The sequence below is a fragment of the Citrobacter sp. wls706 genome (assembly GCF_005281305.1).
In the GTDB taxonomy this organism is placed as follows: Bacteria; Pseudomonadota; Gammaproteobacteria; order Enterobacterales; family Enterobacteriaceae; genus Citrobacter; species Citrobacter werkmanii.
Genome location: NZ_SZXG01000037.1, coordinates 99,404 through 118,600, shown reverse-complemented (window position 1 = coordinate 118,600; position 19,197 = coordinate 99,404). Strand labels below are relative to the sequence as shown.

Sequence of the window (19,197 nt, the reverse complement as noted above, 5' to 3'; positions counted from 1 at the left end):
AAGAAACGCGTGTTATGAATACGAATAATGAGGAGACCTTTTATCAGGCGATGCGCCGGAAGGGAGTAAGCCGACGCAGTTTTCTTAAATATTGTAGCCTCGCCGCAACATCGCTGGGATTAGGGGCTGGAATGACGCCCCGAATAGCCTGGGCGTTGGAGAACAAACCCCGGATCCCGGTAGTCTGGATCCACGGGCTGGAATGTACCTGCTGTACCGAATCGTTTATTCGCTCCTCGCACCCACTCGCCAAAGACGTCATCCTCTCTCTGATTTCCCTCGATTACGACGACACGCTGATGGCCGCCGCCGGAACGCAGGCCGAAGAGGTCTTTGAAGACATTCTGCGCCAGTACCACGGCCGCTACATTCTGGCCGTCGAAGGTAATCCTCCGCTAGGTGAACAAGGGATGTTCTGCATTAGCGGCGGAAGACCCTTTGTGGAAAAACTCAAACGCGCCGCCGCCGGAGCCAGCGCGATTATCGCCTGGGGCACCTGTGCCTCCTGGGGCTGCGTGCAGGCTGCCCGGCCTAACCCCACCCAGGCAACCCCGATCGATAAAGTCATCACCGACAAGCCGATCGTGAAAGTCCCCGGCTGCCCGCCGATTCCTGATGTTATGAGCGCCATCATTACCTACATGGTCACCTTTGATCGTCTGCCGGAACTCGACCGTCTGGGGCGTCCACTGATGTTCTACGGCCAGCGTATTCACGACAAATGCTACCGCCGCGCCCACTTTGACGCCGGGGAGTTCGTGGAAAGCTGGGACGATGACGCCGCCCGCAAAGGCTATTGCCTGTACAAAATGGGCTGTAAAGGGCCAACCACCTACAACGCCTGCTCCACCACCCGCTGGAATGGCGGCGTTTCCTTCCCCATCCAGTCCGGCCACGGTTGTCTGGGATGTTCGGAAAACGGCTTCTGGGATCGCGGTTCGTTCTATAGCCGCGTGGTCGATATTCCACAGATCGGGACACATTCAACCGCCGATACCGTCGGCCTCACCGCGCTTGGCGTCGTGGCTGCCGGCGTCGGCGTCCACGCAGTCGCCAGCGCCGTCAACCAACACAACCGCCACAAACAGCAATTAGCCGACGCCAGACAGCAGTCGTCAGACAATGAGGATAAACAGGCATGAGCCATTCGTATCAAACCCAGGGATATACCTTAAACAATGCCGGTCGCCGTCTGGTTGTGGATCCCATTACGCGCATTGAAGGTCATATGCGTTGTGAAGTGAACATTGATGAGCAAAACATCATCACCAACGCGGTTTCTTGCGGCACCATGTTCCGCGGACTGGAGATCATTCTTCAGGGTCGCGACCCGCGCGACGCCTGGGCATTTGTCGAACGGATTTGCGGGGTGTGCACCGGCGTACATGCCCTTGCCTCTGTCTACGCCATTGAAGATGCCATTGGCATTAAGGTGCCCGACAACGCCAACATCATTCGCAACATTATGCTGGCCACGCTGTGGTGCCACGACCATCTGGTGCACTTTTATCAGTTAGCCGGAATGGACTGGATTGACGTGTTGAATGCTCTGAAAGCAGATCCGCGCGCCACATCGCAACTGGCGCAGAGCCTTTCTGCCTGGCCGATGTCCTCACCAGGCTACTTCTTTGACGTCCAAAATCGGCTGAAGAAATTTGTCGAAGGCGGTCAGTTGGGGATTTTCCGCAACGGTTATTGGGGCCATCCGCAGTACAAGCTATCGCCAGAGGCTAATCTGATGGGCTTTGCCCACTATTTGGAAGCGCTCGACTTTCAACGCGAGATTATCAAAATCCATACGGTGTTTGGCGGTAAAAACCCCCATCCTAACTGGATTGTCGGGGGTATGCCGTGCGCTATCAATATCGATCAGAGTGGCGCAGTAGGCGCGGTCGATATGGAACGCCTGAACCTGGTGCAGTCGATCATCACCCGCACCGCTGACTTTATTAACAACGTCATGGTGCCTGACGCGCTGGCTATTGGCCAGTTCAATAAACCCTGGAGCCAGATTGGTACCGGGCTTTCTGATAAATGCGTTTTGAGCTACGGCGCGTTCCCGGACATCGCCAATGACTTCAGCGACAAAAGCCTGTTGATGCCAGGCGGCGCGGTGATTAACGGTGATTTTAACAACGTATTGCCTGTGGACCTCGCCGATCAGCAGCAAATTCAGGAGTTTGTCGATCACGCCTGGTACCGTTACCCGGATGATCAGTTGGGCCGCCACCCCTTCGAAGGCATTACCGAACCCTGGTATAACCCCGGCGATGTGAAAGGCAGCGATATTAATATCCAGCAGCTCAACGAGCAGGAACGTTACTCGTGGATCAAAGCCCCGCGCTGGCGGGGACACGCCATGGAGGTTGGGCCGTTGGCGCGCACGCTGATTGCCTATCACAAAGGGGATGCCGCGACGATTGAATCCGTGGATCGCATGATGTCGGCCCTCAAGCTGCCGCTGTCGGGCATGCAGTCGACGCTGGGCCGTATTCTGTGCCGGGCGCACGAAGCGCAGTGGGCCGTGAGCAAGCTGCAATACTTCTTCGACAAGCTGATGACCAACCTGAAAAACGGCAACCTGGCGACGGCGAATACCGAAAAATGGGAGCCAGCAAGCTGGCCGCAGCACTGCCGCGGGATCGGTTTTACCGAGGCGCCGCGCGGAGCATTAGGCCACTGGGCATCGATTCGCGACCAGAAAATCGATCTGTATCAGTGCGTAGTGCCAACCACCTGGAACGCCAGCCCGCGCGATCCAAAAGGACAAATTGGCGCTTACGAGGCGGCGCTGATGGGTACCCAAATGGCGATACCGGATCAACCACTGGAGATCCTGCGCACCTTGCACAGCTTCGACCCCTGCCTGGCCTGTTCAACCCACGTGCTTGGCGACGACGGCAGCGAACTGATCGCAGTCCAGATTCGCTAAGCGTTGAGGAAAAGGAACGATGACTGGAAAGATATCCCCACGCGTCGGGGAGGCGCGTGATACCGCCGTCAGCCACTATGTGTTTGAAGCGCCTGTTCGCTTGTGGCACTGGCTGACTGTAGGCTGCATGTTGGTTTTGATGGTGACCGGATACTTTATTGGCCGACCGCTGCCATCGGTCAGCGGCGAGGCCACCTATCTGTTCTATATGGGCGACATCCGGCTGGCGCATTTCGCCGCCGCCATGGTGTTCACGGTGATCCTGCTGATGCGCATTTACTGGGCCTTTGTCGGTAACCGTTATTCACGCGAGTTGTTTATTGTGCCGGTCTGGCGTCGCAGGTGGTGGCAGGGGGCGTTTTCGGTGGTGCGCTGGTATCTGTTTCTGGAAAAGAAACCAGGAGAGGATATCGGACATAACCCCGTTGCGCAGGCAGCGATGTTTGGCTATTTCCTGCTCTCCGTTTTTATGATCCTGACCGGTTTTGCCTTATACAGCGAGCATAGCCAGTACGCCATTTTCACTCCCTTCCGCTATGTGACGGAGTTTTTCTACTGGACCGGCGGCAACTCTCTCGATATTCACAGCTGGCACCGGCTAGGAATGTGGTTCATCGCCGCCTTCATCATAGGTCATGTGTACATGGCTATCCGCGAGGACATCATGTCCGACGATACCGTCATCTCGACCATGGTCAACGGCTATCGTAGCCACAAATTTGCCAAACGTCAGCGCAACAAGGAGGCGTCATGAGCGAACCTCACGTCATCGTGATGGGCTTAGGCAACCTGCTGTGGGCAGACGAAGGGTTTGGCATTCGCCTCGCGGAGCGCCTGTACGCCCACTATCACTGGCCAGAATGGGTAGAGATTGTCGATGGCGGCACCCAGGGGCTGAATCTGCTGGGCTACGTTGAACAGGCCAGCCATTTGCTGCTGCTGGACGCCATCGACTACGGACTCGCGCCGGGCACCCTGCAAACTTACGCCGGAGACAAAGTCCCGAGTTACCTCAGCGCCAAAAAAATGAGTCTGCATCAGAACAGCTTCTCTGAAGTGCTGGCTCTGGCGGATATTCGCGGCCATCTCCCCGCGCACATCGCTCTGGTGGGACTACAGCCGGTACAGCTGGACGACTATGGCGGCAGCCTGACCGACATCGCGCGCGCTCAGCTCCCGGCGGCAGAACAGGCCGCGCTTACGCAACTGGCCGCGTGGGGCATTACGCCACAGATAAGCGATGAAACGCGTTGCCTGAACTATGACTGCCTGTCGATGGAAAACTATGAAGGCGTGCGTATTCGCCAGTATCGCGTAACGCTGGAGGAATAAACAATATGTTAAATGACACCCCATTTTCTGCGTTATGGCAACGTATGCTGGCGCGTGGCTGGCAACCGCTGAGCGCGTCTGAACTGGATGGCTGGGTAACCCGCGTGCGTGATGGCGTGGTCCTGCTCAGCAGCGATCCCCGCCGTACACCTGAAGTCAGCGATAACCCGGTCATGATTGCCGAGTTGCTCCGCGAGTTTCCCCAGTTTGACTGGCACATCGCTATGGCGGATCTTGAACACAGCGAGGAGATCGGCGATCGCTTTGGCGTGTTCCGTTTTCCGGCTACCCTGGTGTTTACCCAAGGTGAGCTGCGCGGCATTCTCAGCGGCATCCACCCCTGGGCCGACTTGCTCAACCTGATGCGTCCCCTCGTTGAAGAACGTATACCGCCGGAGTCTGCATGATGAGCGATTCCTTTTTTCATCTGCTGGGGCCAGGAACGCAGCCGGGTGATGACAGCTTCAGCATGAACCCCTTGCCCCTCACCTGCCAGGTCAACAGCGACCCCAGCATGGCAACACTGGAAAACTGTCCGCACAGCCCGGCGGTGATGGCATTGTTAGCCGATGTGCGCCACCAGCTCACCCAGAGAATTCCCGCCAAACAGGATGTGCTGGGATGGGATTTATCCACGCTCAATGCAGACGATCTCACGTTTTTAAATACGCTACTCGGCGAAGGCGAAGTTTCCGTGCGCATTCAGCATGCTGACGGCAGGGCGAGCGAGATTCAGGAGTCGATTTTCTGCGGTATCTGGCGGGTGCGTTGTCAGAATGACAAGGGGCAATGGCAGGAACATCTGGAAGCAGGTAGCGCGCCACGGGCGCTGTGGCAGGCGGCAACAATCAATACGCTGCCGGACGATAGCCTGCTGCCTCCGCCTATAAATGGGTTGATGAATGGCCTGACGCTGGCCCAGGAACTGCTGGCGCACGTGCGCGATCCGGCCACGCTTCCCCATAGCATTAACCTCACCCAACTGCCTGTTAGCGATGCGGATCGCCGATTCCTCGCCAATCTGTGCGGCGAAGGGCACATTCAGATCCGCACCATCGGCTACGGCGAGAGCCAAATCGACGCCACGGCGCTGCGCCATGTCTGGCATGTGCGCTGTCTGGATACCCTGAAAGGGCTTTTGCTAGAGAGTTATGAGATCTGCCCATTACCGGAACTGGTACTGGCTGCGCCGGAAGATCTGCTCGACTCGCTCGAGCGCCTGGATGAAGTCTGCGCCTGGCTGGCATCCGGCCCGCCTGCCTGACTCCCTCTTTAAGACCCGCGTACTTTTCTGCTGCGGGTCTAACGTTTTCTTCTTTATCTATTCACTCTCTAATGCCTGATGGAGTTCGCATGTGGGACGTCATTGACTTATCGCGCTGGCAGTTTGCGCTGACCGCGCTGTACCATTTTCTGTTTGTTCCCCTGACGCTGGGGCTGATATTTTTGCTGGCCATCATGGAAACCCTGTTCGTGGTGACCGGCAAAACCATCTACCGCGACATGACGCGTTTCTGGGGAAAATTATTCGGTATTAACTTTGCGCTCGGCGTGGCTACCGGCCTGACCATGGAGTTTCAGTTCGGCACTAACTGGTCGCTCTATTCCAACTATGTGGGCGATATTTTCGGCGCCCCGCTGGCGATGGAAGCCCTGATGGCTTTCTTTCTTGAATCCACCTTCGTCGGGCTGTTCTTCTTCGGCTGGCAGCGTTTAAACAAGTACCAGCACTTACTGGTGACCTGGCTGGTCGCGTTTGGATCCAATATCTCGGCGCTGTGGATCCTCAATGCTAACGGCTGGATGCAATACCCGACCGGTGCTCACTTTAATATCGATACCCTGCGTATGGAGATGAGCAGTTTTAGCGAACTGGTCTTTAACCCTGTCAGCCAGGTGAAATTTGTCCATACCGTGATGTCCGGTTATGTCACGGGCGCCATGTTTGTGATGTCCATCAGCGCCTGGTATCTGCTGCGTGGTCGCAATCGCGAGTTTGCCCTGCGCTCCTTCGCGGTGGGTTCCGTTTTCGGCACGCTGGCTATCCTCGGCACCCTGCAACTGGGTGACAGTTCAGCCTATGAGGTCGCCCAGCTCCAGCCGGTAAAACTGGCGGCAATGGAGGGCGAATGGCAAACCGAACCGGCGCCTGCGCCCTTTCATGTGATAGCCTGGCCGCAGCAGGAACAAGAGCGTAACGCCTTTTCTGTGAAGATACCGGCCCTGCTGGGCATCCTGGCAACCCACTCGTTGGATACCCCGGTTCCGGGACTAAAAAATCTGATGGCGGACGCACTTCCCCGCCTGCAACGAGGCCGGGAAGCGTGGTTATTGTTGCAGGAAATCGCCAACGGTAACCGCACGCCTCAGGTGTTGAAGGCTTTCCACGCCGTAGAAAATGATCTGGGTTACGGCATCCTGTTGGCAAACTACGCGCCTGATATGAACCACGTTACGCCCGCGCAATATCAGGCCGCACAACGCGGCGCTATCCCGCAGGTGGCCCCCGTGTTCTGGAGTTTTCGCGTCATGATTGCATGCGGTTCTCTGCTGCTGCTGGTGATGGCGATTGCGCTGATACAGACCTTACGCTGGCGTATCGACCAGCATCGCTGGGTATTGCGTATGACGCTGTGGAGCCTGCCGCTACCGTGGATTGCCATCGAAGCGGGCTGGTTTATGACGGAGTTTGGCCGTCAGCCATGGGCGATTCAAGATATTTTGCCGACATGGTACGCCCACTCCGCGCTGAGCGTGGGCCAACTGGCCTTCTCAATGGGGCTAATCCTCACGCTTTACACCCTGTTTTTAATTGCCGAAGTCTACCTGATGCAAAAATACGCGCGTCTTGGTCCCGATGCGATGCAACGTCAACACCCAGCACAACAACAGGGATAAAGGAGATAATCATGTTGGATTATGCAACGCTGCGGCTCATTTGGTGGCTGCTAATTGGCATCATTCTGGTGGCCTTTATGGTCACTGACGGATTTGATATGGGGGTCGGCTGCCTGTTGCCGTTAATCGCGCGCAACGATGATGAACGTCGGGTGTTAATCAATAGCGTCGGGGCGCACTGGGAAGGTAATCAGGTGTGGCTCATTCTGGCGGGCGGCGCATTATTCGCCGCCTGGCCGCGGGTCTATGCCACCGCATTTTCGGGGTTTTATGTGGCGATGATTCTGGTGCTATGCGCCCTTTTCTTTCGCCCGTTAGCTTTTGACTATCGCGGTAAAATAGCCAACGCGCACTGGCGCAGAATATGGGACACCGGGTTGGTTATCGGCAGTTTGGTTCCGCCTGTTATTTTCGGCATTGCGTTCGGCAACCTGTTTTTGGGTGTGCCTTTTATCTTCACACCACAGCTTCACGTGCAATACCTGGGCACCTTCTGGCAGTTACTCTCTCCCTTTGCCCTGTTGTGCGGCGCATTAAGCCTGATGCTGGTTATTCTGCAGGGGAGCGTTTGGCTCCAGTTAACAACCGAGGGCATCGTTCGCCAACGCGCGCTGTCCGCTACCCGCCGCAGCGCAATGCTGGTAGTACTCTGCTTCCTGTTAGCCGGTTACTGGTTGTGGACAGGAATTGATGGCTTTGTGCTGCTTAACCAGGATCCTAATGGTCCTTCCAACCCGCTATTAAAAGCGGTAACAACCTCACCAGGCGCGTGGATGACGCACTTTTATCAGTCACCACTGCTGTTGATTATTCCGCTAGCTGGCATGATTTTCCCAATGCTCGCGATCTATGCCTGCGGGCAACGTCGGGCCGTATGGGGATTTTTGTGCGCTTCCCTGACCCAGGCCTGCGTGATCTTCACCGCCGGAATCACCCTGTTTCCGTTTGTGATGCCTTCAAGCGTGCAACCCCTCTCCAGCCTGACGGTATGGGACAGTACCTCCAGCCAGATGACGCTCAGTATCATGCTGGTTATTGTGCTGATTTTTCTACCGATAGTGCTGCTTTATACCGCCTGGAGTTATTACAAGATGCTGGGGCGAATCAACCTAGAAACGATCCGCCGCCACAACCACGAAATTTACCCGGGAGGACTATAAGATGTGGTATCTGTTTTGGTTTGTCAGCATTCTGCTGATGTGTGCGCTCTCTACGCTGGCGCTGGTCTGGCTTGAGTCGCGGCAGAAATAATACTGCGCGTGCGCTACGCTTTCTGGCTCCTTGGTTTACTCGGGGAGCTTTTTTATCCCCTTTCCATCAGCTCGCCAAGACGCTGAATCTGCCGTCCCTGGTTGTCAAAATTATGCTCATCGAGCCACATATCGTAGGCCGGTCGGAGTGTCGGGTACTCACCGTCAATGATTGAGTACCATGCAGTATCTCGATTCCGCCCCCGCGTGACGACAGCCTGACGAAATATGCCTTCAAAACTGAAGCCAAAGCGCTCCGCCGCCCCACGGGAAGGCGCATTAAGCGCATCGCATTTCCATTCAAAACGGCGATAGCCCAGATCCGCAAAAACGTACTTTAAAAGCAATGAGATGACTTCCGTTGAGATTCGTGTGCGTTTCATGCGTACGGAGTAAGAAATATGCCCCACCTCAATCACACCATTTGAGGGATCGATACGCATAAGAGCAAACGTACCAACAGGTTGCATAGTGACTAAATCAATCACGGCAAAATGCATCGGATCTGTCTGTTCTTCCATGTTTTTTACATAGTTCAGGAAGGAGTCAAAAGTTTCAAAAGGCCCTGCCGCCAGATATGTCCAGTCACGAAAATCACTCGCTTCGCAGTACGCTTCATACAACTCTTTGGCATGGCGTTCGGCATTAATACGTTCAAGCTTACAATAGCGACCTGTAATTTGCTGAGCCTGTGGAAAGGGTGCGCCTTTCCAGTCCGACAAAGACATACCTACGGGTTGATGGAATTGATTAAAGATGCCCGACATATCCGTACCTCTGACAAAACAGGACTAAACCCGCGCAGAGTATGATCAAACTAACCAGACCAAAAGAACCACAATGCGTGTTTTTTACGGATCCACAGCATTTCATTGTACAAAAAAGGCATAATATCTTAGACGGAACCAAACAAGCGTATTGCAGCATTAATGATAAGAGCTGAATAAAATATTCTTTAAATAACCTGAGCCAGACGGCGTATCCCATCAACAATTGCCTCAGCAGGATGATTTGCAAAACCAATCAAAATCCCCTGTCGGGTGATATCTCCCTGGTAATAACGGCCCAGTGATAATATTCCCATCCCAAGTACCCTGGCTTTTTCCTCGACTTCATTTCCGGTCAATCCGTTTTGTAGCCAGCACACAATATGAACGCCAGAGTCAGAAGGCTGAACAATCATTTTATCAGCAAGGTATTCTTGAATAGCATTGACCAGCGCAGCTCTTCTTTCATAACACGCTTTGCGAACTCGGCGTACATGACTGGCATAGTGCCCATCCTCAATAAAATTCGCCATCACGGCCTGCTCAAGATAACTGGTACCGAGATCTGTAAAATATTTCGTCACCATAATCTGTTCTTGTAAACCGGGCGGGACAACTAAAAAACCTAAACGAAATTCTGGATACATCATTTTCGAAAATGTACCAGCATAAATAACACGATGATTGTGATCTAATCCCTGCAATGCCTGTAAAGAACGGTCGGCATAGCGGAACTCGCTATTATAGTCATCTTCAAATATCCATGCCTGATTCGACTTCGCCCATTCCAGCAGCTCAAAACGCCGGCATAAACTCAACGTTCCACTTAATGGATATTGATCCGACGGGACAACATAGGCCAGCTTAGCGTCAGGGAAATGCTCAATACCATAGTGGACGTTCATTCCTTCGCTGTCTACCGGTACCGGCCTTACCATCGCGCCAACAGACAAGAAGGCTCCGCGGGCACCTTTGTAACCCGGCTCGTCCAGCCAAACGTCACTTCCTGGCGACAGCAACGCTCGTGCGGTAATGTTCAATGCCTGTTGAATACCATTTACGATGATTATCTGATCTTCGTTACAGTTCACTCCACGCGTTGTTTTAATGTAGCGACAAACCGCTTTTCTCAAAGGAAAGTATCCACCAGGGTGAGTGTGGGCCCCCAATTGGTGCCGGGATTGTCTCCAGACCCGTTGCAGTAATTTGCCCCATAGTGCGTGCGGGAAGAGATCCGTACAGCCAACGCCAACCGCAAATAGACGATTCATGCCGCGCCCTTCATACTCATTCGACCATAAATCGCGCACAGGATTATTTTGGCTGTTTAGCTGTTCATCAGGCGTGACGACTTTCTCCGGCGCCATTATTGGATAGCAATTGCTGATACTTCGATCCGGAATATGATGCGCAACATAGGTTCCAGACCCTTTCCGGGTCAGAATATACCCTTCATCTAATAACCGGTCATAACCGGCAATCACTGAATTTCGTGAAATTGACATCATCTCGGACAACGCCCGGGTTGACGGCATTTTTGTTCCTGGCGGCAATCGCCCTTCGAGGATGTGATCGCGGAGGATGTGGTAGACCTGCTCCTTAACCGCACCTTTTCCTAATACAAATCCTTGAAATAAAGGCGCATTGTTTTTCTTCATTGTATTAACCTTTATACTAAAAGTGGATCCTATCAATATATCGAAAGTGTCTCTTTACGAGAATTTATAAAATTCTTAGTATCATCATACTAACACACTATTCGTATAAAATATCAGGATATATATGATTAACATGAATGACGTTGCTATTGAAAGTGCAGAACAAAAAGATTACGCCAGCTGGCTTCCTTTATGGAAAAACTACCAGACATTTTATCGCACTAAAATTTCAGATGAAGTAACAAAATTAACGTGGGAGCGTTTTCTGACGCCTGGCGAACCTGTTTATTGTGCAGTTGCCAAATATGATGGAAAAATAGTGGGACTGGTGCATTATCTCTTTCACCGTTCGACCTGGGCAGAATCAAATTATTGCTATCTCGAAGATCTATTTGTTAGCGAAGATGTACGCGGTCAACATATCGGTAAACAGCTTATCGAGTATGTACAACAACAAGCCCAAAAAAACCACGCGTCAAGATTATACTGGCACACGCATGAAACCAATCTGCGTGGACAACGACTGTATGACTGGGTGGCCAAAAAGAGCGGGATGATTGAATATCGTATGTGAGCGAAATAACACTTCGAACAGACGTTAATCATTCAGTTTTAAAAAAAATCAAAGATTAGCCTCTGAGTAGATATACTCAGAGGATGTACTGATAACTCATTACCCCGATCTTAATTCGATGAAGAAAGAACGTTTCGCAACCCTTCGATGTGGGATGGCAGGTATCCATGCGGTATCTGCCGATACGTCCTTCCGGTTTGGGCGTCATACTCATGATCAGTTCGGTATTGGCTTAATCGATCGCGGAGCTCAGGTTTCGATGAGCGGGCGCGGTAGGGTTGAAGCTGTAGTGGGAAATGTGATCACCGTTAATCCTGGTGAAGTCCATGATGGCTCACCTTTGGGAACAGAAAGCAGGTCGTGGCGCATGCTCTATTTCGACCCCACCGTTTTGTCCGGCGCCATGCAAATTCTGACAGAAAGTCGCTCTGGCTGCGTTGAGCTATCCAGCCCAGTATTTCGCAATCGTGAGCCTGCAGTCCATTTCTCGACACTCTTTCGAATTCTGACGGATTCCCGCGGTGGGCACAGCGAAATTGAACAGGAAGAAACCCTGCTCTTTTTACTGGCAGGCTTACTCGCAAGCCCGCGTATTGAGAAAAAGGGTGTGCCAAAGTCAATTACTCTGGCAAAGGAGCGTATTGATGATGACCCCTCATTACCGTTATCACTCCATGAGCTTTCAGCTCTGGGAGGCGTGAGTCAGTTTCAGCTACTACGTGTTTTTTCTACAGTCACAGGGCTTACTCCACATGCTTATCTTATACAGCGGAGACTGCAAAAAGCGAGGCAGCTCATCGCTGGAGGAATGTCTCTAACTGATGCGTCCTATACCGCCGGTTTTGCAGATCAAAGTCATATGACGAGACTTTTTGTTCGTACTTATGGCATAACGCCCGGCGCCTATGCTGCAGCGATAAAGTAAGCTGCAATTTTGTTCAATACACCAATCGTGACACTCGGCATGCTGCTGGAAACATTCCGGAAGAGAGATTTGCCAATGTCACTATTCTACCCTCCCATCATTCGTAATCATGTTGAACGACTCTACACTGGAATAATTCATGCAGATGGCATTATTTCCCGTACCAACCTCACTGCGCAGACTCAGTCGCCCTGTTACATCGAGTCCGAAGTACAAGTCTGTGGGGGAAATTCATTATGACGCTTGAGTTTCTACTTACCACTCTCATTATCGTGGCGTCTCCAGGGACTGGCGTACTCTATACTGTCGCCACGGGCATTTCAGATGGTGCACGCGTAAGTATAATTGCTGCATTGGGTTGCACACTGGGTATTGTTCCGCACATATTAACAGTTATTACAGGACTTGCTGCAATACTGCATACCAGTGAAATTTCCCTTGAGATAATTAAATATCTGGGAGTAGCATATCTGCTTTATATGGCATGGAAAACGCTTAATGAAAATAAAAATCTGAATATGGCCAGTAAAACTAAAAAACAGAGTTTAAGGCAAGTTATAACCTCGGCGATACTTATCAATCTACTCAACCCCAAACTCTCCATGTTTTTCCTGGCATTCTTACCACAGTTCGTTATTAAAGGTGAGATCTCACCTGTTTCTCAGATGCTGGAGATGAGCCTGATATTTATGGTTATGACTTTCTTTGTATTTACCGTATATGGAATTAGTGCAGCCAGCATACGCCAGCATGTGGTTGCTAATGCTGCAGTGCAACGTTGGGTATTGCGTTTCTTTGCTGTTGCGTTTGCCGGGCTTGCCGTTAAACTGGCACTGATGCAAATCTAGACATCAGATGAACTCATGATAAATAAAAGCCAATAGTTAATTTTCCAAATAAAATCCAGTAATAAGCAAATTCTCAAGCATCAAAAAGGTAAAGAGCCGGTATGGCAACGATAAAGGATGTTGCAGAGTTAGCAAGAGTATCAACCGCAACCGTTTCACGCGTTATTAATCAAACTGCATGGGTTGAACCCGTGACGCGTGAGCGTGTTGAAAAAGCCATGCGCGAGCTGAACTATCATCGCAATGCCGCCGCTATTGCATTAGCGAAACGCAGCGGGGACATGCTCGGGTTATTGACCGGCAATCTTGCCGATCCTTTTTTTGCCAGGCTTGCCCGAGGCGTGGAAGAAGTATCACGCCAGCAGCAATTTCGGCTGATGGTATGCAGCGGTGGCCACGATGAAGGAATGGAAAAATCAGGGCTCGATTTCCTGATCAACCAGGGCTGTGAAGCTATTGTGGTCCATGCCAGTAGGCTCTCCGAAAAAGAACTGTTGCGATATGCCGCTCATTTCCCGGCCATGGTCGTCGTGAATCGCTATATTGCCGGGATGGCCAATCGCTGCGTATGGCTGGAAAATAGTCAAGCAGCCAAAACAGCCACGCTACATCTACTGGAACAAGGACACCGTTGTATTGCCTGCGTGACAAGTGATTTACCGATTATTGATCGTCGTGAGCGGCTGGAAGGCTATCAGCTGGCGCTGGCCGAATATGGCATTACGCCAGACAAAAACTGGGTTATTAGCGTCCCCTTCAATGAAGAGGGGGGCGAACGCGCAGCGCATCAGTTGCTAAATTGCGGCATGCCTTTCACTGCAGCGGTGACGTTTAATGATGTGATGGCCGCCGGGATTATGCGCATCCTTCATCAACAAGGAATTACACTTCCACAGCAGCTTTCAATTGTTGGGTTCGATGATGTGGTGATGGCGCGCTATCTCTATCCCGCGCTGACAACAATGCATTACCCCGTTGAACGGATGGCGCGCTGTGCTTCGCAGCTGGCGATACAGCTTTTTAAGGGCGCCCCCCAGCGTCCCAGTGTGAATAGCTTTACTGCGGATCTGGTGATCCGCGATTCTGTTCTTCCCCCCGTAATCAATGCGTAAATCGTCAAGCCTCTGAATTGTGATCGACTTCAAGTTTAACGCTCTCATGTAATCGCTTACATGAGGGCCAATGAACGATCACAGTCAGACAAAAGGGTGTTCTCTACTCTTGAGCGACCTTACAGACTGGAGATTCATGAATGAATGCCTCTCAAAATCAGAAAAAAACACTCTCATTTGGACTGGCAGTGATCCCTATTTTAGCCATGCTACTGCTGTTAATTATTGGCTACGGCATCATGGGGCTACGTATTGAGCCTTTGTTGCTATGTTCTGCTGCAGTCGCCGCGGGTATGGCCTGGTGGCAAGGGTATTGCTGGGAAGACATCATTAATTCGGTGGTCGATAAACTCGCCAAAGCAATGCCGGTTATTATGATTCTTATCTGCGTTGGCGGCCTGATTGGAACATGGATGTTTAGCGGCACCATCCCTTATATGGTGTACTGGGGACTGAAACTCATCAGCCCCGAATACATTCTCATCGCCGCGTTCTTTTTGACCAGCGTCGTATCGGTGTGTACCGGAACCTCCTGGGGTTCCGCCGGAACGGTTGGCGTAGCATTGATGGGCGTTGCCGCCGGACTGGATGTCTCGATGGCAGCGGCTGCGGGAGCCGTTGTTTCTGGTGCTTACTTCGGCGACAAGATATCGCCGTTGTCAGACTCAACTAACTTTGCGGCCATTGTCGCAGACACTACCCTTTTCGAGCATATTCAACACTTATTGTGGACCACCATTCCCAGCTTTCTGCTTGCAGCCGTCGTTTATCTTATTGCGGGCCACAGCAATATGCTGGGCGAGGTCGCCACGCCACAACGGGTTACCGATATTGTCAACGCACTGGAGTCGCTGTACCACTTCAATATCATTCTGATTTTGCCGCCAGTAATCGTTTTATGGGGGGCGATTCGTAAAAAACCGGTCATTCCTTTAATGCTGAGCGCGTGCGTATTAGCCCTGATTCTGGGCGTTGCCATGCAGGGACTTAGCATCAAGCAGGGACTAGATGCCTTTATAGATGGCTTTAATATTACGATGTTCCCGCAAGGGAGCGAGGGCATTATTGCGGATGTACCACGCCTGCTTAACCGTGGCGGAATGTTCTCAATGATGAGCACTATCCTTCTGGTATTTTGCGCATTCTCTTTTGCTGGTGCTTTAACGTTAACGGGGGCGCTCAACATTATTATTAACCGTCTGTTGACAGTCATTCACAGTGTCGGTCAGTTAATTGCGGCAACCATTGGCACAACTCTTCTGGTGACCGGTGCGACAAGCGACGGCAAACTCGCGCTTCTGGTCCCTGCTGAATTATTTAAAGACGCATACCGTCGTATGGGACTGGATACCAAAAATCTATCCCGCACCATTGAAGACGCAGGCACCGTCATTGAACCGCTGTTACCGTGGACCGCTGCCGGTGTCTATATGGCAACGACATTAGGCGTGAGTACGCTTGATTTACTGCCATGGGCGATTCAGTGCTATGCAGCAATCTTCTTCGCCTTGATTTATGGTTTTACAGGAATCGGTATCGCAAAAGCGCCATCGGCGGCAGGAACAGATAAAAATATTACGGCAACAGAATAGGGAGAGCATGCAATGGATTTTAATAAGGTTATCGATCGCCACAATACCGGTTCGCTGAAATGGGACTTTATGACGCGATATTTCGGCGAAGATACACATGAACTGTTGCCAATGTGGGTTTCTGACTTTGACTTTACTTGCCCCCCTGCCGTTCAGGAGGCTTTAACACTCCGCGTTGGGCACGGCATTTTTGGTTACAGCGAACGCCCACAAAGTTACTTTGATTCATTAAACTCATGGTTCTCCACCCGCCATCAACTGGAAATTAAGCAGGAGTGGGTCTGCAGTATTGAAGGCGTCGTTCCGGGGTTATCTCTACTGGTGCAAATGTTGAGTCAACCCGGTGAAGGCGTGGTCGTTCAGGGGCCGTACTACGGCTCATTCGCCAAAATTATCTCTCTGAACGGCAGGCAGCTCCTGGAAAACCCATTATCTGAGGATCCGGTTACGGGTTATCAAATGGATTTTGTGCACCTGGAAATGTTATTCCGGGCTGAACGCCCACCGTTGATGATTTTATGTAATCCGCATAACCCAACTGGCCGTTGTTGGTCTGCGCAGGAGCTGGAACAGCTACTCACCTTATGTGAGACCTATAATGTTACGTTGCTGTCTGATGAAATATGGGCTGATTTATTACTGCCAGGGGAAAAATTTACTTCAGTTCTGCATCTGGGAGCGCGCTGGCATTCGCGCGTTATCTCTGCCACCTCCGCCAGTAAAACGTTTGGTTTGTCGACACTACGCATTGCTAATTTTCTGATACCGGCACCGGCATTGCGTGAACACTTTTTACGCCGTCTGGATGCGCATGGGCTGGATGTGTTCAATGCGCTATCCGTCGAGGCAAGTACGGCTGCATGGCAACATGGCGCGCCCTGGTTAGACGAGTTGCTCGATTATCTGGCTGAAAATCGACGCTGGTTTATTCAACAGATTAATGAATATCTCCCGTGGGCTCGGGTTGTTCCTTCCCAGGGTACGTATCTGCTGTGGATCGATTGCAAAGCGCTTGGACTGGATGATGAGCAACTCAAAGGGGTTATGCTTGATGTTGCCGGTATTGCGCCTTCAATGGGAAATAGCTTTGGTTCGGCTGGCAAAGGTTTTATTCGCCTGAACATGGGATGTCCACGCGCCTACCTCGAAAAAGCGATAGCGGGGTTGAAGCGTATTACAGTTTAATCTTCCTGCAAAAATAAAGTAAAAATCCCCGCCATCCGATGAGGATGCGGGGACATTCACAAAATCACAGAGAGCTAAAATTATTTAGCTCGCCGTTATCATGCTTAAAGGTCTTTTATTTCGTAGTCCGGTAGATGACATTGCGTAATAAAAGCATTCAGCGTTTCGATATCCGGCAGTGCGGTCAGCGCCCCCTTGCGGGTTGTCGCGAGCGCACCGCAGCCACTGGCCCAGGCAATAGCCTGGCGAAGCTGTTCAACACACTCCGGCATCCGGTTGTCTGCCAGCCAGGCCAGCAAACCGGCGACAAAAGCATCCCCCGCCCCAGTCGTATCAATACTGTCGACGGTATAGCCGTTGAAATGGATCACATTATCCTGCCAAAGTACCATCGCGCCCTGCGCTCCGTAGGTTACAACTTTCAGTTGTGCAGGGAGCGCCTTAAGGCCGTCAAGCGCATGGGCAAAATCGTGTGTACCGGTCATCCAGTACCACTCTTCTTCTGAAAGCTTAAGAATGTCAGCCTGTAAAGAATAGTGGCGTACCACTTTGAGCATTTCATCCTTATCGGGCCACATTTGCTCGCGTAAATTTACATCGAAACTCAGTAATCCGCCCCGTTGTTTAACCTGAGCGATGGCAGAAGCCAATGTATCACGGCAACCTTCAGCCACCAGAGCCAGAGAACAGAAGTGCAAAATATCGTCGCTAAAATCTGGAAGCGCGGCGGACGTTAAAAATTGATCCGCGGAGGGATTGGTTAAAAATGTAAATCCACGTTCGCCACCGTTACCCAGCGAGACCAGCACCGTACTGGTTCTGTGCTGATTATCCACCTGAAGGCTTGCAGTTGAGACGCCTGCATCAGACAGCGTCTTTTTTAGAAAGTGGCCAAAGTCGTCATCACCAACCCGACCAATAAAACCACTTTGCCTGTGTAAACGCGCAGTACCAATTGCCACATTGAATGGCGCTCCTCCTGCACAAGCTTGATATTGCATGTCTGAAAGCGGCAAAAGATCAACCACCGCATCGCCAAGCGTCCAGATATTCATGACATTTCCTCAATGGTAATTAACGCATTTATTTAAACGTGACGATTAAAAGTTATAATCCAGCATCAGCTTATAGTCGGTGGTTATGGCATCACCATTAGTGACCCAACTGCCACTCTGGTTTATTAACGAGCCGGTTATTTCCCCGGACACCGTAAAACGAGAGGTTAATGGATAATTCGCTGATAATTTAAGAAAGCGGTTACGGGTATTCTGGAATACCTCTCCATCTTCATCCCGCGCATTATTTTTCTTATAATGCCCATATCCACCGCTAAATGTCGTGGATAATTTCCCCCAGTTGTGCCAGACGCCAAGTGATGTTGTCCAACTTTTTTCATCAATATCCCCCCATTGCGCACGGTCTAAAATGGCAGAAGCGAATTGCTGGCGAAACCAGACTCCAGTGGTATTGTTAATAATGTATTGAACGCCAGGTTCAATCTGAAATGAACGTCTATCCCGGTCATTTTGGGAACCGCCATTACGGCGATGATCAATCTGCTGATACAGATAGTTAAAGAACGAGAAGTTGTCCGTAACACGCAAATCGGTAAAGAACTTGACGCGCCCCTGCCAACGGTCATCAAGTGATGAACTTCCGCCCATCACGTCCCAACCATAACGTAGACGCTTGTAGAAATATTCATGGCCAACAATCAACTGAGTCCACTGATTTTGGCTGAGGTATGTTTGATCCTCCCATGTCCCGTTATAGTTGGTAGTTCGGCCCTCAGAAAATGCCAAATACCAACCGGGTAACGCATCATGACGCATCACCCCTTGTACAAATGTCAGTGAATCATTTCCGTTATGGAAATGGCTGTTACGCCAGTTATTATCCTCGATAGCATATTTCATTTTCAGTTGACCATGAACACGACCGCCAGCAGGATTTGAGGAACGGGTTGAGGTCCACATTACGTCTTCATCCAGATATGACCACGGATCCACAGCAATTACCTTTCCCGATACATCCTTCATGATGCTCATGCTCGCATTCGCCAGCGCCGGAAAAAGAAGAACAAAAATAACAGACAGGGCATGATAGTTTTTCATAGTGATATCT

General features: G+C 51.3%; 19 protein-coding genes. 15 read left to right on the top strand and 4 right to left on the bottom strand.

What is annotated here, in order from left to right:
• Window positions 1–14: 14 nt before the first annotated feature.
• The 9 genes from hyaA to cbdX all read left to right on the top strand — a co-directional run bounded on the left by hyaA (window position 15) and on the right by cbdX (window position 8,413).
• The gene (gene hyaA, locus FDW92_RS17175; protein WP_072014778.1) at window positions 15–1,142 is read left to right on the top strand and encodes a hydrogenase 1 small subunit; all 1,128 of its coding nucleotides are present in this window, start codon (window positions 15–17) and stop codon (window positions 1,140–1,142) included.
• Entirely contained in the window at window positions 1,139–2,932 is a 1,794-nt protein-coding gene (gene hyaB / locus FDW92_RS17170; protein ID WP_042310320.1) for a Ni/Fe-hydrogenase large subunit, read from the top strand. Before hyaA ends, hyaB begins: the two co-directional genes overlap by 4 nt.
• Window positions 2,933–2,951: 19 nt before the next feature.
• Window positions 2,952–3,686, top strand: coding sequence for a Ni/Fe-hydrogenase b-type cytochrome subunit (gene hyaC / locus FDW92_RS17165; protein ID WP_042310323.1), 735 nt, complete (start codon window positions 2,952–2,954; stop codon window positions 3,684–3,686).
• A complete protein-coding gene (gene hyaD / locus FDW92_RS17160) occupies window positions 3,683–4,264 on the top strand; it encodes a hydrogenase 1 maturation protease (protein WP_042310325.1) in 582 nt (193 codons plus the stop codon). The genes hyaC and hyaD overlap by 4 nt, the downstream gene beginning before the upstream one ends.
• Before the next feature lie 5 nt (window positions 4,265–4,269).
• Window positions 4,270–4,671 carry a hydrogenase-1 operon protein HyaE gene (hyaE, locus tag FDW92_RS17155; protein WP_042310328.1) on the top strand — a complete coding sequence of 134 codons (402 nt, stop codon included), beginning with the start codon at window positions 4,270–4,272 and terminating at the stop codon, window positions 4,669–4,671.
• Window positions 4,671–5,528: a hydrogenase expression/formation protein gene (locus FDW92_RS17150; protein ID WP_042310522.1), complete on the top strand. Its 858-nt coding sequence runs from the start codon at window positions 4,671–4,673 to the stop codon at window positions 5,526–5,528. Before hyaE ends, FDW92_RS17150 begins: the two co-directional genes overlap by 1 nt.
• An 89-nt stretch (window positions 5,529–5,617) precedes the next feature.
• Window positions 5,618–7,162 (top strand): cytochrome bd-II oxidase subunit 1, encoded by a 1,545-nt coding sequence (appC, locus tag FDW92_RS17145; RefSeq protein WP_042310330.1) that lies wholly within the window; start codon window positions 5,618–5,620, stop codon window positions 7,160–7,162.
• A gap of 11 nt (window positions 7,163–7,173) precedes the next feature.
• Window positions 7,174–8,322, top strand: coding sequence for a cytochrome d ubiquinol oxidase subunit II (gene appB, locus FDW92_RS17140; RefSeq protein WP_137400665.1), 1,149 nt, complete (start codon window positions 7,174–7,176; stop codon window positions 8,320–8,322).
• A 1-nt stretch (window position 8,323) separates the two neighbouring features.
• Window positions 8,324–8,413: a cytochrome bd-II oxidase subunit CbdX gene (gene cbdX, locus FDW92_RS17135; RefSeq protein ID WP_072014779.1), complete on the top strand. Its 90-nt coding sequence runs from the start codon at window positions 8,324–8,326 to the stop codon at window positions 8,411–8,413.
• Between the two features lie 52 nt (window positions 8,414–8,465).
• Here cbdX and FDW92_RS17130 read toward each other — a convergent pair whose 3' ends face one another.
• On the bottom strand, window positions 8,466–9,179 hold the full coding sequence (locus FDW92_RS17130) for a GNAT family protein (RefSeq protein WP_042310334.1): 714 nt from the start codon (window positions 9,177–9,179) through the stop codon (window positions 8,466–8,468).
• Window positions 9,180–9,367: 188 nt separating this feature from the next.
• On the bottom strand, window positions 9,368–10,837 hold the full coding sequence (locus FDW92_RS17125) for a PLP-dependent aminotransferase family protein (protein WP_042310336.1): 1,470 nt from the start codon (window positions 10,835–10,837) through the stop codon (window positions 9,368–9,370).
• A gap of 124 nt (window positions 10,838–10,961) precedes the next feature.
• Here FDW92_RS17125 and FDW92_RS17120 point away from each other — a divergent pair, with 124 nt between their 5' ends.
• The 6 genes from FDW92_RS17120 (at window position 10,962) to FDW92_RS17095 (ending at window position 17,073) form a co-directional block, all read left to right on the top strand.
• Complete coding sequence (locus FDW92_RS17120) at window positions 10,962–11,411, top strand: GNAT family N-acetyltransferase (protein ID WP_042310338.1); 450 nt, start codon at window positions 10,962–10,964, stop codon at window positions 11,409–11,411.
• 118 nt (window positions 11,412–11,529) lie between these two features.
• Window positions 11,530–12,336, top strand: a complete 807-nt coding sequence (locus FDW92_RS17115) for an AraC family transcriptional regulator (protein WP_042310339.1) — start codon at window positions 11,530–11,532, stop codon at window positions 12,334–12,336.
• Window positions 12,337–12,572: 236 nt separating this feature from the next.
• The gene (locus FDW92_RS17110; protein WP_042310341.1) at window positions 12,573–13,184 is read left to right on the top strand and encodes a LysE family translocator; all 612 of its coding nucleotides are present in this window, start codon (window positions 12,573–12,575) and stop codon (window positions 13,182–13,184) included.
• A gap of 101 nt (window positions 13,185–13,285) precedes the next feature.
• Window positions 13,286–14,296: a LacI family DNA-binding transcriptional regulator gene (locus FDW92_RS17105; RefSeq protein ID WP_042310343.1), complete on the top strand. Its 1,011-nt coding sequence runs from the start codon at window positions 13,286–13,288 to the stop codon at window positions 14,294–14,296.
• A 140-nt stretch (window positions 14,297–14,436) separates the two neighbouring features.
• Window positions 14,437–15,888: a Na+/H+ antiporter NhaC gene (nhaC, locus tag FDW92_RS17100; RefSeq protein WP_042310346.1), complete on the top strand. Its 1,452-nt coding sequence runs from the start codon at window positions 14,437–14,439 to the stop codon at window positions 15,886–15,888.
• Between the two features lie 12 nt (window positions 15,889–15,900).
• Window positions 15,901–17,073, top strand: a complete 1,173-nt coding sequence (locus tag FDW92_RS17095) for a MalY/PatB family protein (RefSeq protein ID WP_042310347.1) — start codon at window positions 15,901–15,903, stop codon at window positions 17,071–17,073.
• Between the two features lie 104 nt (window positions 17,074–17,177).
• Here FDW92_RS17095 and FDW92_RS17090 read toward each other — a convergent pair whose 3' ends face one another.
• Both FDW92_RS17090 and FDW92_RS17085 read right to left on the bottom strand, forming a co-directional pair.
• Window positions 17,178–18,128 (bottom strand): aminoimidazole riboside kinase, encoded by a 951-nt coding sequence (locus tag FDW92_RS17090; protein WP_042310349.1) that lies wholly within the window; start codon window positions 18,126–18,128, stop codon window positions 17,178–17,180.
• A 45-nt stretch (window positions 18,129–18,173) separates the two neighbouring features.
• Window positions 18,174–19,187: an OmpG porin family protein gene (locus tag FDW92_RS17085; protein WP_042310351.1), complete on the bottom strand. Its 1,014-nt coding sequence runs from the start codon at window positions 19,185–19,187 to the stop codon at window positions 18,174–18,176.
• Window positions 19,188–19,197: the final 10 nt, after the last annotated feature.